Below are 13,095 nucleotides of genomic sequence, written 5' to 3' on the forward strand. Positions count from 1 at the left end.
CATCCTCCCCCATCCCGGGGATCGTTCCCGATCGGATTTCTGGTTACTGGTCCACCGCTGACGGGGACCAGTAACCAGAATCGGGTCAGAACCAGGTCATCGGGTTGCGGAGGCTGCCGTCCAGCCAGACCATCAGGTGCAGGTGGCAGCCGGTCGAATAGCCGGTGGTGCCCACGTAGCCGATCACCTCGCCCTTGCTGACATGGTTGCCTACGCCGACGGTGTAGCGGATGGCGTGGTTGTAGGCGGTGGTGACGTAGCGGCCGTCCACCCTGCCGTGGTCGATGATCAGCCGGTTGCCGTAGCCCGCGTTGTAGTACTTCTCGACGACCTTGCCGCTGTACGGGGCGCGGATCGGGGTGCCGCAGCCGGCGCCGAAGTCGGTGCCGTCGTGCAGCTTCCAGTAGTGCAGGACCGGGTGGAAACGCATTCCGTACGGCGAAGTGATCGGCGCATTGACCGGGTAGGAGAACCCGTGGCTGGCGCTCGAGGTCGAACCGCCCGAGCTGTGGGAGCTGGAGGACGAATCGTCTCGTGACGACCTCGAGGACCGGTTGTCCCGGTTGGAGCTGCCGGAGCTCTCCTCCGCTGCCGACGCAGCCGCCGCGACCTTCTGTGCCGCCCGTTGCTTGGCACGCTCCCGCCTGGCCTCGGCCGTGCGCCGCGCCCGCTCCGCCGCTGCGGCCTTGGCCGCCGCGACTCTGGCAGCCCGTTCAGCGGCGGCCTTGCGCGCCGCCGCAGCCTTGGCTCGGGCGATCCGGGCGGAGATCCGCTGCTCCACGTTTGCCCGCTCCCGCGTCAGCTGGGCGTAGTCGCTCTTGTCCCGGGCCACCTGGGCCGCCGCCTGCGACTCCGCAGCCTGGCGCTGGGACAGCAGCGAGGCAACCGAGGCCTGCTGCTGGGTGGCCTGCGCCTCCAGCCGCCGCTTGACCACCAGATTGTCGGCCGCCCGCTTCCGGTCCGCCGCGATCTCCTTCTCGATTGCCGCCTGCTTGGCCTTCTCCGCATCCAGCTTGGCTTGCAGGATCTCGGTCCGCTTGATCGTCGCCGCGCTGGTGTCGAACATGGTGGTCGACCACTGCAGACGCGTCTGCAGATCGGCGGTGCTGCTGCTCTCCACCAGGACGGCGATCGGCAACAGGTTGGTCTGCCGCTGGTACTGATCGCGGACGATCTGTCCGGCCAGCTTCTTCTCCGCATCCAGCTTCTTCTGGTTCGCGGCGACCGCCGCCTTGGCCTTCGCCAACCGCTTCTTGGCGAGCTTCAGCTTGGCCGCCATGGCGATGTCGAGACGCTCGGCTGCGCCCAACTCGACCCGGGTCTGAGCCAGTGCAGCCTGCGCCGCGGCCAGCTGGGATTCGGCCGCGCTGACCGCGTTGGCGGCAGCATTGAGGGCTTGGGAGGACTCGTTCAGATCGTGCTTCTTGGCCGCCTGCTGAGCCCGCACCTGATCGCGCCGATCGGTGAGGTCGTCCGCCTTGGCCGACGGCACCAGCAAGGTGAGCGCCAGCGTCGAGGCGATACCGACGACCGCCACCAACCGCAGACTGTGCCGAGTGGCCCGGCGCAGCCGCGTTGTCAGGTCCGACCAGCGCACCAGCGCACGCCGGGCAGGCGTCGGTGTTCGGTCGATGGCGAAGCAGTCGTCATGCTCTGGTGCTTCGCTGCCCTCCGGAACGTCCAGGTGGACGTAGGGAAGATCCGGTGTCACAGCTCAATCCCCAATCGCGTGTCTTGGTCGACCCCGAACCCTCTGGTTCGAGACCCTCAAGGTGCAATTGAGGTTGAGATTTTCCTTATTACACCCTGAGGTACTTACGAGTCGTTATCAGCGTCGGGATGATAGACAGCGCGAGGCCGACGACCGCAACCCCCAAGACGGCCAAAAGGGTCTCCTTCCACCCAATCCACGGTAAAGACTGAATAGAGACTTCAGCTTTACGCATGATGACCAAGTAAACGCCTGTGACGAGAGTGGCGGATGCGAGCATCACGCCGATGAGCGCGGAGATGATGGCTTCAAAAAGGAAGGGCAACGTGATATAGAGGTTGCTCGCTCCGACCAGGCGCATGATGCCGATCTCTCGACGCCGCGCGAAGGCGGCCAACCGGATCGTGTTGCCGATCTGCAACGCCGCCGCGAGCAGCAGCAGCGCCGAGGCGACGATCGTCCCCCATTGCAACAGGTTCAGCCAGGAGAAGAACGGGTCGAGGTACTGCCGTAGGTCCTGGACCTTCTGCACACCCTTGAGGCCGGAGACCGCGCTCACCACCCCCTGGTACTCCTCCGGGTTCTTGAGCTTGACCCGGAACGACTCCTGCATCTCCTCGACGGTGAGCGAGTCCTGGATGGGGTTGCCCTCGTACGCCTTCTGGAACTCCGCCCAGGCCTCCTGCTTGCTCTCGAAATAGACCCCGCCCGGCGCTACCTCCGGGTTGGCCTCGAGCGTCTGGCGGACAGCGTCCTTCTCCACCTCGGTGGCGCCCTGGCCCGGTGTGCAGTTCTCACCGCCGACCTGCGGGGTGCAGAAGAAGATCGAGATCTCGATCTTGTCGTACCAGCGGCCCTTCATCAGGCCCACCTGCTGGTTGGCGAGCAGACCGGCACCGAACAGCGACAACGACACCCACATGGTCATCACCACCGCCAAGGTCATGGTGAGGTTCTGCCGCAGTCCGGCGAAGGTCTCGGAGAAGATGTGGCGGAAACGCATGCTGGGTCCTGGGTCTCAGAGGTCGGAAAGATAGCCGGGGAAGGATCCGACGAAGGTCACTGGTAGCCGTACACGCCGCGGCTCTGGTCACGGACGACGAGCCCGTCCTCGAGCTCGATCACCCGCTTGCGCATCTGATCGACGATCGTCGAGTCGTGGGTCGCCATCAACACCGTCGTCTCGGCTCGGTTGATCCGGTCGAGCAGCTTCATGATCCCAACGCTGGTCGCAGGATCGAGGTTCCCGGTGGGCTCGTCGGCGATCAGGATCTTGGGCCGGTTGACGAACGCCCGGGCGATCGCGACCCGCTGCTGTTCGCCGCCGCTCAGCTCGTCCGGAAGCCGGCCGCCCTTGCCCTCCAGGCCCACCAACTCCAACACCTCGGGCACCACCCGCTTGATGGTGGACGACGGCTTGCCGATCACCTGCAGCGCGAAGGCCACGTTCTCGGCGACCGTCTTGTTCGGCAGCAGCCGAAAGTCCTGGAAGACGGTGCCGATCTGCCGGCGCAAGGCAGGGATCTTCCAGCTGTGCAGCTTGTTGAGTTCCCGGCCGGCGACGATCACCTTGCCCTTGCTCGGCCGCTGCTCGCGCAGGATCAGCCGCAGGAAGGTCGACTTGCCCGATCCGGATGGACCGACGAGGAAGACGAACTCCCCCTTCTCGATGTCGACCGACACCTGCGAAAGGGCAGCACGACGCTGTCGGTCGTAGGTCTTGCTCACATTGTCGAAACGAATCACGTCATGCCTCGGCCGGGTAGACGACAGGAGCCGGGCACTGAACCCGGCAATAGGCCATCGTCGAGTGTAGGTCAGGCAGCCGTGATCCCCGGGATTTGCGAATCCGACTCAGTCGGGGACGAGTTCGATCCACCCGCGTACGTCGTCGGCGGTCTCGACCGCCGCCAGGTCGGGATGGTCCTCGGCAACGTGCGCCAGGATGAGCGCGATCACCTCGTGATCGGTCGCACCCCGGGCCGTGAACCCGCACTCACACCGCACTTGTCGGATCATGGGCGGAGCCTCTCGGGATGTTCTCTCCGTCTCCATGTGTTCCGGTCTAGCACTTTCCAGCCGGTCACGACAGCTGTCCGACCGGAGGTCGTCACCCGAGATCGAGGTGGCAGAGTGCATGACATGGTCGGCGTCCAGGTGCAGCTGTGCGGGACGTTCGTGGTCGAGCTCGACGGACACAGCGTCGGTCAGGACTTTCCGAGTCGGCAGGCCCGCATGCTGTTCGCCTATCTCGTCTTGCATCGGGATCACCCGGTGCCCCGGGACGTGCTGATCGACGCTCTCTGGGGCGATTCCCCGCCGCCGGCGGCAGCCGGCGCCCTGACGGTGCTGATCTCCAAGCTGCGTACGGCGGTCGGCGCCGAGCTGATCCGCGGCCGAACCGAACTCGCGGTCGTGCTGCCCGAACCGGCTTACGTCGACGTCGAACACGCGCTGGCGGCCTTGCACACAGCAGAGTCAGCAGTGGCCGCCCAGCAGTGGAACCGCGCCTGGTATCCCGCGCTGGCCGCCCTCTTCGTCGCCCGTCGGACGATGCTGCCCGAGGCGAGTTCTGAGTGGCTCGACGGCTGGCGTCGGCGGCTCGCCGATGTGCGGCTGCGGGCACTGGAGTGCTACGCCAACGCCTGCCTGGGGATCGGCGGCGCCGAGCTGCCGGCGGCCGCGCGTTCGGCTCAGGAGCTGGTCGAGCTGGCGCCGCTGCGCGAGACTGGCCACCTGCTGCTGATGCGGGCGCTTGCTGCCGGCGGGAATTCCGCCGAGGCACTGGCCGCGTACGAGCGGCTCCGGGTGCTGCTCCGCGACGAGCTCGGCACGCTACCCACACCGACGATCCAGGCGTATCACCGCGAGTTGCTGGCCTGACGCGCCGGGCATCGGGCTCGCCAAGGTCCAGCCAACCTCTGACCAGGGTCCGCTGATCAGGCTGATTGCGTTCCCTGGGTCGAGCAGCGGGCTCGCCCACGTCCTGAGGAGTAACCCAATGAGCACCGACACCGTCGACGATGCTGAGCTGAACCAGATCCTCGGCCGCTTCGTCACCGACCTGGGCGCCACCGCGGCCGCCGGCAATATCGTGATCGGCGACCGCCTCGGTCTGTATCGCGCGCCGGCTGAGGCCGGCCCGCTGACCGCCGCCGAGCTCGCCGACTACACCGGCACCGTCGAGCGCTACGTCCGCGAGTGGTTGCGTGGCCAGGCCGCAGGGCAACTCGTGAGCTATCGACCCGACACCGACCAATACTCGATGACACCAGCTCAGGCACTCGCCTTCGCCGATCCCAACGGACTCGTGCTGCCCGGCGCGTTCCAGCTGGCGCTCGGCTGTTTCGACGACCGGTCGGCGATCATCGAGCGCTTCCGCTCCGGCGAGGGATTCGCCTGGGGCGACCACGGTGCCGACGTCTCCGTCGGCTGCGAACGCTTCTTCCGTCCCGGGTATGTCGCGAACCTGGTCAGCACCTGGCTGCCTGCAGTCGATGGAGTGACCGAACGACTGCAGCAAGGCATCGCCGTTGCCGATGTGGGCTGTGGGCTGGGCTCATCCACCCGGATCCTGGCCGAGACCTACCCGGTCTCCACCGTGATCGGGTACGACAACGATCCCGCCTCCATCGTCCTGGCCGACAAGCTGACCGCAGAGGCCGGGCTCAGCGACCGGGTCGAGTTCTCGATCGCCTCCGCCGCCGACTTCCCGGGCCGCGGCCTCGGGCTGGTGACGACCTTCGATTGCCTGCACGACATGGGCGATCCGCTCGCCGCGGCCCGGCACATCCGCCACGCACTCAGCGACGACGGAGTGTGGCTGATCGTCGAGCCGTACGCCGGTGACACGGTCTCCGACAACCTGAACCCGGTCGGCCGGCTGTACTACTCGTTTTCGACCTTCCTCTGCGTGCCGCACGCGATCGCCGAGGGCGCCGCCGACGCGCTGGGCAACCAGGCCGGCGAACGGCCGATCGCGGACCTGATCGAGCAGGCCGGCTTCGCCGGCTTCCGCCGGGTAACCGAGACGCCGTTCAATATCGTCTACGAGGCCCGGCCATGATCGCCGATCCGATCGGCAAGTTCACACTGACGAACCGCCGGGCGCTGGTCACCGGCGCATCGTCCGGCCTGGGCGCCCGGATCGCGGCGACATTGAGCGCGGCGGGCGCCGAGCTCGTCCTCACCGGTCGCATACAACAGCGGCTGCAGGAGGTGGCCGCCGGGCTGTCCGGTCCCGCCACCATCGTGCCCGGCGATCTACACCACCCCGGTTTTCGAGTGTCATTGATCGATCAGATCCGAGCCCGGCACGAAGACCTCCACATCCTGGTCAACTGCGCTGGCACCTGCGACAACGGCCCACTGGAGTCACAGGCACTGTCCGACGTCACCGACATCATCGACCTCGATCTCGTGGTCGCGATCGACCTGTGCCGACTGGCAGCACCACTGCTGGTCGGCCGGCCAGGCGCCTCGGTGATCAACATCGCCTCGATCTTCGGCCAGATCAGCTCTGGTGGCGGGATGGCGGGCTACCACGCGGCCAAGGGCGGGCTGATCACCTTCACCCGGCATCTCGCCGAGCAGTGGGGCGAGCGCGGGGTGCGGGTGAACGCGATTGCCCCGGGGTTCTTTCCCACGCCGCTGACCGGCGAGTTGGCCGACCCCGATCAGCGTCGGCGGATCGTGGCTCGGACGCTGCTGAAGCGCACACCCACCCTCGACGAACTGGAGGGACCCGTGCTGTTCCTGGCTTCCGACGCCGCGAGCTATGTCACCGGGCACATACTCACCGTCGACGGTGGTTGGACGGCATGCTGAATCACCGGGTCGGGTGGGACGGGACGAGATCATGCTGATAGGCGTACGCCGTCGCCGCGGCCCGGGAGCTGACGTGCAGCTTGACGAAGATGTTGCTCAGGTGACGGGCGACGGTCTTCTCGCTGAGGAACAGCTCGGACGCGATCGCCCGATTGGTCATTCCGGTCGCGACGAGCCGAAGCACCTCCACCTCGCGACCGGTCAGCGGTCCCGCCGGGGCGGCTCGCGCCGATAGCCGGCGGACTCGCTCGAGGTCCGGCATCGCTCCCAGGCGATCGAACACCCACCCCGCCGCCTCGAGCTCCATCTCGGCCGAGGCACGATCCCCGAGGATTCGGTGGGCTTCAGCCATCAGAACCCGCACTCGGGCGGACTCGTACGGCGCATCCAACTCCCGCCATGCTGCCCAGGCTCCGCGCAGTGTGCGGAGTCCGGCGGAGCCGTCGCGCTCGGCCAGGGAGCAGGCGCCCGCGGCCTGTGCCCCCATGGCCACGAGCCAGGGAGCCGAAGACGCCCGAGCGGCACTCACCAGCTCGGTCGCGGCCTCTCTGGCAGCGTCGAGTCGGCCGACCTCGAGCATGATCTCGACATAACCCGGCAGGAGGCGGCAGCGATCGAGGTCGTTGGCGGCCTGGTCGAGCGCCGTGCGGACGGCTGTGGCGGCATCGTCAGCGCGGCCCTGCCTCAGCCAGAGCAGGGCCAAGCCGGGTTGTGGATCGGCGATCCAGCGGCTGGCCTCGAGAAAGCAGCACTCTGCCTGCTCGTACTCGCCACGCAGCCGGTGCAGCTCGCCCAGCCGATAGCTGGCCTCGCCCGCCGCCGGATGTCCGCTCAACAGCGAACAGGCAGTCTCGGCCTCACCGACGGCATCGGCCCAGTCACCGCCAAGCTGCATCAGGTGCGCCCGGTGCACCAAGCAGGAGCCGCGGAACGCGACCAGGCCGGGCTGATCATCGCACCACCGGTCGAGCGCGACGGTCCACTGCCGCGCCCGGTGCAGGTCGAAGGCAGCTTCACACGCCTCGATCACCGCGCAGTAGACGATGCCACCTGCCTCGGGTGTCACCACCTTGGTGGTGACCGCCAGCATCGCCTCGTCGAGCTTCGTCATCGCCTCACGGACCCGGCCGAGCGAGGCCAATGCCTCGCCCTGGCCGAGTTGGCCGATCGCGATCAGGTCCGGTTCGGCGAATCGTCGACCGAGCTCGGTGATCTCGGTATGCGTCTGGAGCGCAGACCGCGGCTGGCCGCCGGCGAGCTCGCTGAGCGCGCTGATGATCATCAGGAAGCCACGCTCGGGAAGCGGTTCGGAGCCGACCTCCCGCAGCAGCCTGTCGGCCCGCGCCGACCACGCGCGACAGGGAACATCCTGTCCCCGAAGCAGGAGTTGCAGGCTCAGCCAGGCCGCGCGGCGAGCTGCCGGTCGTGGCTGTCCGATCCGCAACCACGCCTCGTAGCAACGAGCGGCGTAGTCGTCGGCAGCGGCGTCGCGACCGGTCAGCCGGGCAACGACCGCAAGCAGGTCGAGATCGGCGGCCTCCAGCGGCGAGATCTCATCCGCGCGACTCAGGCAGGCGAAGGCGTCGGACCAGACCCGGCGGCGGTAGGCGGCCCGCCCTTGCTCGCGCAGCTCCGTGCTGCCGACTGTCGCATCAGCCATCTCCCTCTCACTGTCCCACGGCCCGACGCTGTCAAGGCCGCCCCGGACGTGGGCAGAATCATCCAACTTCGCAGGCTGCGACTTTCTGCGGAAGTCCGCGCAAGCGAGCCGCGCCTAGCCTCATCGCAACCCGAGAGGAGATCGCGATGAGTGTCACCACATCCGGTGCCGAGCCGGTGCGGACCAGCCTGCTCGCCGGCCTGCCCGTGCAGGAGCGGGCCGTCGGCGCGGCCGGCATCGACACGGCCGTGCTGAGCGGCGGAGACGGCCCGCCCATGGTGCTGCTGCACGGTCCAGGCGAGTTTGCCGGCATCTGGTCGCCGGTGCTGAACGAGCTGGTGCACAGCTATCTGGTAATCGCACCTGACCTACCCGGTCACGGCGCCTCTGCTGCCCCCACCGCCGGCATGACCCGCGGCTGGGTCAACCGCTGGCTCGATGAGCTCATCTCAGCCACCTGCGCCGAGCCGCCCGTGCTGGTCGGTCGCGTGGTCGGTGGAGCGATCGGGGCCGCCTACGCAGCCGCTCATCCCGACCGGCTGAGCCAGCTCGTCCTCGTCGACACGATCGGCCTCGAGACCTTCGACCCCGAGCCGCGATTCGGCCTGGCGATGCACCGCTTCCTGGCCAATCCGTCGATGGCCACCTACGAGCGATTCATGGACTTCTGTGCCTTCGACCTCGATACCGCCAAGAGCCGGCTCGGCCATCGCTGGAGCTCGTACGCCAAGTACGCCGTGGACCGTGCCGAGGACCCGGGCGTCCAGTCCGCCATCGGAGGCATGATCGGGCTGTACGCACCACCGATGGCGCCCGACCTGTTGGCCACGATCACCGTGCCGACGAGCATGATCTGGGGACGCGAGGACGCAGCCACCACACTGGCGGTCGCCGAGCGGGCGTCCGCCAGGTATGGATGGCCGCTGCACGTGATCGACGGAGCCGGAGACGATCCGGCCCTCGATCGACCGGCAGAGTTCATCGGCACGCTGCTCGAGGCCATCGGCCGGGGTGACGGTCATGACGGACACTGACTTCGACGTCATCGTCATCGGTGCCCGCTGCGCGGGTTCGCCGACCGCGATGCTGCTGGCCAGACAGGGTTGCCGGGTGCTGCTCGTAGACCGGGCCAGTTTTCCGAGCGATACGTTGTCGACCCATCTGCTGCACCCGCCCGGGGTGAGCGCCCTGCGTCGCTGGGGACTGCTCGACGAGGTGATCGCCACCGGCTGCCCGGCCATCGACACCTACCGGTTCGACTTCGGAGACTTCACGCTGTCCGGATCGCCGGGCACAACCGGCAGCCCGGTCGCCTTCGCTCCACGCCGCACCGTGCTCGACCAGATCCTCCTCAGTGCTGCTGGTCAGGCCGGGGTCGACGTACGGCTGGGCTTCAACGTGACCGAGATCGCGGTCGAGGACGGGCGCGTGGTCGGGGTCCGCAGCCAGCGCGACGGACGCCTGGTCACCGAACGAGCAGCAATCGTCGTCGGTGCCGACGGGCTGCGGTCGACGTTGGCGTCGGTGGTCCGGCCGCACGCCTACCAGGAGAAGCCTCGGCTGCTGGCCGGCTACTACAGCTACTGGCACGGGTTGGGGATGAGCGGGCGGTTCGAGACATACGTCCGGCCCGAGCGTGCGTTCGCCGCTTGGCCGACCAACGACGAGCTGACCGTGGTCATCGGCGGCTGGCCGTTCGCCGAGTTCGAGACCAACCGTACCGACGCCGAACGCCACTACCTGGCGATGTTCGACCTGGCGCCCGACTTCGCCGAACGCCTGCGATCTGCCCGTCGGGTGAGTCGGGTAGTCGGCACCGCCGTACCCAACTACTTCCGCACACCGTACGGCCCAGGCTGGGCGCTGGTCGGGGACGCCGGCTACAACAAGGACTTCATCACGGCCCAGGGTATGCAGGACGCCTTCCGCGACGCCGAACTGTGCGCCACGGCTATCGTCGACGGGCTCGGCGGCCGACAGTCCATGCCAGCTGCCATGGCCGGCTATCACACCGCACGAGATCTGGCGGTGGCCGGCATCTATGAGCTCACGACCGAGCTCGCGACCTTGGAGCCCCCATCGCCGCAGATGCAGAAGTTGCTGCTTTCCTTGCATGAGAGCAGGGCCGGCATGGATCTGTTCGCCCGGGTGAATGCTGGAGCCACCCCGCCACACGAGCTCTTCAGCCTTGCTGGATAGTGAGCGGGTCCTCGTCTGCGGCGGCATTGCCGGCTTTGCCGCCGCCATCGCGCTGCACCGCCGCAGGATCGCCGTCACCGTCTACGAGCGGCGGCTCGAGCGTGCCGACGACCGATCAGATGTCACGGACCGCCCGACTGCCGCCGTGGCTGCTGAACCTCGTCGCACCGGTGGTGGGCCCGCGCCGCTACCGACAGACCTATCTCCCGCTGCGAAACGCAGCCTTGAGCTAGACCTTCTCGGTCATCCGCCAGCGGATGCCGGACTCGATGAAGCCGTCCAGCTCGCCGTCGAAGACTGCGTCGGGCGAGGAGACCTCGAAGTCGGTCCGCAGATCCTTGACCATCTGATACGGGTGCAGCACGTAGGAGCGCATCTGCGAACCCCAGCTGTTGCCACCGTCGCCCTTCAGGGCGTTCATCTCGGCCTCGCGGTCGCGGCGCGCCTTCTCCAACAGCCTGGCCTGCAGGACCCGCAGGGCGGCCGCCTTGTTCTGCAGCTGTGACTTCTCGTTCTGGCAGGACACCACGATGCCGGTCGGCAGATGGGTGATCCGGACCGCCGAGTCGGTGGTGTTCACGCTCTGCCCGCCCGGGCCCGAGGAGCGGAACACGTCGATCCGGATGTCGGCCTCGGGAATGTCGATGTGGTCGGCTTCCTCGGTCACCGGCAGCACTTCGACCCCGGCGAAGGAAGTCTGCCGCCGACCCTGGTTGTCGAACGGGGAGATCCGCACCAGCCGGTGGGTGCCCTGCTCGACCGAGAGCGTGCCGTACGCGTACGGCGCCTTCACCTGGAAGGTCGCGGACTTGATGCCCGCCTCCTCCGCGTACGAGGTGTCGTAGACCTCGGCCGGGTAACCGTGCCGCTCCGCCCAACGCAGATACATCCGCAACAGCATGGCCGCGAAGTCGGCGGCGTCGACGCCACCCGCCTCGGAGCGGATGGTGACCAGCGCCTCGCGCGGATCGTACTCGCCGGAGAGCAGCGTCCGTACCTCCAGCGACTCGACCGCGTGCTGCAGCGACGACAGCTCGGCCTCCGCCTCGGCCAGCGAGGCGGCGTCGGATTCCTCGGTGGCCAGCTCGATCAGCACGCTGAGGTCATCCAGCCGGGACCGCAGGTCGGCCACCCGATCGATCTCGGACTGCAGGGCCGAGAGCCGGGAGGTGATCCGCTGGGCGTTGTCGACGTCGTCCCACAGGTCCGGGGCGGCGACCTGCTCCGACAGTTCGGCGATCTCCACCTTCTTGGCCGCGGGGTCGACGACGGCCTCGATCGAGGTCAGTGCCTTGTCGAGGGCGGAGAGTTCTGCAGGGTAATCCGGTCCAGCCACAATCGACCACTCTACTTGGCGCGGGCTGCTGGGCCGATCTGCTCGGGTTTGTCGGATCTGCTCGGGCTGCAGATCGAGCAGATCCGACAAGATCGAGCAGATCCGAGCGGCTTTGTTGCAGATCAGGCGTAGACCAGCCGGCCCTCGACCAACGCGGCGCGCCGGCCTGCCAGTGCCGCGATCTCATCGGCGTCGTGGCTGACCAGCAGGACCGGGATCGGATAGGCGCCGATGTCGGCGAAGGCGGCCTGCAAAAGCCGGACCCGGGTGCCTACCTCGACGGCTGAGAGTGGCTCGTCCAGCAGCACCGCGGCCTCGGGCCCGCCGAGGCCGAACCCGACGATGGCCCTCGCCATCGACACCCGCTGGCGCTCCCCTGCCGACAGTTCTTGAGGACGGCTGTCCGCGAGGGGCGTCGCCAACTCGAACAGATCCATCATCATCGCCACTCGACGGGCGCCGACATGCCGCCGACGCTTGTCCTTGGGCAGGCCGTACGCGATATTGGCCGCCACGTTGTGGTTCCGGTCCAGGACCGCGTCCTGCTGAACCACCATCAGATTGCGGTGGTCGGTCTCGACCAGTACGTCGTCGTCGGTGAGGGTGACATCGCTGAGCTGAACCGAGCCGGCATCCGGGTCGATCGTCCCGGCGAGGATCCCCACCAGCGTGGTCTTGCCGGAGGCCGACGGTCCCGAGACGCCGAGCACCTGACCAGGGCCGACCGTCAAGTTGACCTCGCGGAGGACCGGGCGATCCTCGTACGCCTTCGATATCCCACTGGCCTCGAGCGCACCACCAGGCCGCGGCAGTCGGCGTCGCCCAATCAGGAGACGTGCTCCGGGGTATCGGCCAGTTCTTCGATGCGGACGAAGACGTCTTCTCCCCGCGCCCGGCGCTGCGGCCAGTCATGCACCCAGATGATGGCGAACGCCACCAGCGAGGCCGCCAACGCGATCACCGGGCCAAGGGTGAAGAGCCAGACACCGATGAAGCCGAGGACGTCGATGCCAAGAACGGCCAAGGCCGCAGGACGACTCAGCGTGCCGTGACGTGCCCGCCAGGCCGCGTACACGATCCACGGGACCATCGCAAGCAACAAGAACACCCAGGAGAAGGCCGAAGTGAGCCCGGCGCCCTCGATCAGCCGGATCATGCCGGCCATGCTCACCAGGCCCGTCAACGCGCCCAGACCGGTCAGAAGGTTCTTGTCCATCACCCTGCATCCCTTCCCCCGCGGGGCAATCGGCCACCGTCGAAGATCGTGATCCAAACGTAGCCGAGAAAACCCCGTCGACCGGGGAGCAGTGCCGCGTCGTCGCGGAATCTGTGCCGCCTCTCAGGCTCTCGGGTCACCTGTGA

The 13,095-nt window shown here is 67.7% G+C and carries 13 protein-coding genes; 5 read left to right on the forward strand and 8 right to left on the reverse strand.

Going from position 1 to position 13,095, the window contains the following annotated elements:
• Positions 1 to 85: 85 nt before the first annotated feature.
• The 4 genes from MLP_RS15870 to MLP_RS27505 all read right to left on the reverse strand — a co-directional run bounded on the left by MLP_RS15870 (position 86) and on the right by MLP_RS27505 (position 3,730).
• Positions 86 to 1,711 carry a M23 family metallopeptidase gene (locus tag MLP_RS15870; protein WP_013864164.1) on the reverse strand — a complete coding sequence of 542 codons (1,626 nt, stop codon included), beginning with the start codon at positions 1,709 to 1,711 and terminating at the stop codon, positions 86 to 88.
• An 88-nt stretch (positions 1,712 to 1,799) separates the two neighbouring features.
• On the reverse strand, positions 1,800 to 2,714 hold the full coding sequence (gene ftsX, locus MLP_RS15875; protein ID WP_013864165.1) for a permease-like cell division protein FtsX: 915 nt from the start codon (positions 2,712 to 2,714) through the stop codon (positions 1,800 to 1,802).
• A 56-nt stretch (positions 2,715 to 2,770) separates the two neighbouring features.
• Complete coding sequence (ftsE, locus tag MLP_RS15880; protein ID WP_013864166.1) at positions 2,771 to 3,457, reverse strand: cell division ATP-binding protein FtsE; 687 nt, start codon at positions 3,455 to 3,457, stop codon at positions 2,771 to 2,773.
• A gap of 108 nt (positions 3,458 to 3,565) precedes the next feature.
• Positions 3,566 to 3,730: a DUF1059 domain-containing protein gene (locus MLP_RS27505; protein ID WP_013864167.1), complete on the reverse strand. Its 165-nt coding sequence runs from the start codon at positions 3,728 to 3,730 to the stop codon at positions 3,566 to 3,568.
• 123 nt (positions 3,731 to 3,853) lie between these two features.
• Between MLP_RS27505 and MLP_RS15885 the strand changes: the two genes are divergently transcribed.
• The 3 genes from MLP_RS15885 (at position 3,854) to MLP_RS15895 (ending at position 6,538) form a co-directional block, all read left to right on the forward strand.
• Entirely contained in the window at positions 3,854 to 4,594 is a 741-nt protein-coding gene (locus tag MLP_RS15885) for an AfsR/SARP family transcriptional regulator (protein WP_041790136.1), read from the forward strand.
• A gap of 118 nt (positions 4,595 to 4,712) precedes the next feature.
• The gene (locus tag MLP_RS15890) at positions 4,713 to 5,777 is read left to right on the forward strand and encodes a methyltransferase domain-containing protein (protein ID WP_013864169.1); all 1,065 of its coding nucleotides are present in this window, start codon (positions 4,713 to 4,715) and stop codon (positions 5,775 to 5,777) included.
• Positions 5,774 to 6,538, forward strand: coding sequence for an SDR family NAD(P)-dependent oxidoreductase (locus MLP_RS15895; RefSeq protein ID WP_013864170.1), 765 nt, complete (start codon positions 5,774 to 5,776; stop codon positions 6,536 to 6,538). The genes MLP_RS15890 and MLP_RS15895 overlap by 4 nt, the downstream gene beginning before the upstream one ends.
• A gap of 1 nt (position 6,539) precedes the next feature.
• Here MLP_RS15895 and MLP_RS15900 read toward each other — a convergent pair whose 3' ends face one another.
• Entirely contained in the window at positions 6,540 to 8,198 is a 1,659-nt protein-coding gene (locus tag MLP_RS15900) for a helix-turn-helix transcriptional regulator (RefSeq protein ID WP_013864171.1), read from the reverse strand.
• Between the two features lie 146 nt (positions 8,199 to 8,344).
• On the opposite strand from MLP_RS15900, the gene MLP_RS15905 reads away from it, so the two are divergent.
• Positions 8,345 to 9,232 carry an alpha/beta fold hydrolase gene (locus MLP_RS15905; protein WP_013864173.1) on the forward strand — a complete coding sequence of 296 codons (888 nt, stop codon included), beginning with the start codon at positions 8,345 to 8,347 and terminating at the stop codon, positions 9,230 to 9,232.
• Positions 9,219 to 10,397 (forward strand): NAD(P)/FAD-dependent oxidoreductase, encoded by a 1,179-nt coding sequence (locus tag MLP_RS15910; protein ID WP_041792677.1) that lies wholly within the window; start codon positions 9,219 to 9,221, stop codon positions 10,395 to 10,397. Before MLP_RS15905 ends, MLP_RS15910 begins: the two co-directional genes overlap by 14 nt.
• Positions 10,398 to 10,626: 229 nt before the next feature.
• On the opposite strand, the gene prfB is transcribed toward MLP_RS15910, so the two are convergent.
• From prfB to MLP_RS15925, 3 genes are all read right to left on the reverse strand, one after another.
• Positions 10,627 to 11,733, reverse strand: coding sequence for a peptide chain release factor 2 (prfB, locus tag MLP_RS15915; RefSeq protein ID WP_013864176.1), 1,107 nt, complete (start codon positions 11,731 to 11,733; stop codon positions 10,627 to 10,629).
• 122 nt (positions 11,734 to 11,855) lie between these two features.
• Positions 11,856 to 12,641 carry an ATP-binding cassette domain-containing protein gene (locus MLP_RS15920; protein WP_083843846.1) on the reverse strand — a complete coding sequence of 262 codons (786 nt, stop codon included), beginning with the start codon at positions 12,639 to 12,641 and terminating at the stop codon, positions 11,856 to 11,858.
• Positions 12,560 to 12,949, reverse strand: a complete 390-nt coding sequence (locus MLP_RS15925) for a hypothetical protein (protein WP_041790138.1) — start codon at positions 12,947 to 12,949, stop codon at positions 12,560 to 12,562. Before MLP_RS15925 ends, MLP_RS15920 begins: the two co-directional genes overlap by 82 nt.
• Positions 12,950 to 13,095 lie beyond the last annotated feature (146 nt).

The organism is Microlunatus phosphovorus NM-1, assembly GCF_000270245.1.
Classification (GTDB): domain Bacteria; phylum Actinomycetota; class Actinomycetes; order Propionibacteriales; family Propionibacteriaceae; genus Microlunatus; species Microlunatus phosphovorus.

Excerpts from the sequence above, each read along its gene's own strand:
- MLP_RS15885 (WP_041790136.1), top strand. The coding sequence starts at position 3,854 with ATGGTCGGCGTCCAGGTGCAGCTGTGCGGGACGTTCGTGGTCGAGCTC.
- MLP_RS15925 (WP_041790138.1), bottom strand. The coding sequence starts at position 12,949 with ATGGACAAGAACCTTCTGACCGGTCTGGGCGCGTTGACGGGCCTGGTG.
- MLP_RS15900 (WP_013864171.1), bottom strand. The coding sequence starts at position 8,198 with ATGGCTGATGCGACAGTCGGCAGCACGGAGCTGCGCGAGCAAGGGCGG.
- ftsX (WP_013864165.1), bottom strand. The coding sequence starts at position 2,714 with ATGCGTTTCCGCCACATCTTCTCCGAGACCTTCGCCGGACTGCGGCAG.
- MLP_RS15910 (WP_041792677.1), top strand. The coding sequence starts at position 9,219 with ATGACGGACACTGACTTCGACGTCATCGTCATCGGTGCCCGCTGCGCG.
- MLP_RS27505 (WP_013864167.1), bottom strand. The coding sequence starts at position 3,730 with ATGATCCGACAAGTGCGGTGTGAGTGCGGGTTCACGGCCCGGGGTGCG.
- MLP_RS15905 (WP_013864173.1), top strand. The coding sequence starts at position 8,345 with ATGAGTGTCACCACATCCGGTGCCGAGCCGGTGCGGACCAGCCTGCTC.
- MLP_RS15895 (WP_013864170.1), top strand. The coding sequence starts at position 5,774 with ATGATCGCCGATCCGATCGGCAAGTTCACACTGACGAACCGCCGGGCG.
- MLP_RS15890 (WP_013864169.1), top strand. The coding sequence starts at position 4,713 with ATGAGCACCGACACCGTCGACGATGCTGAGCTGAACCAGATCCTCGGC.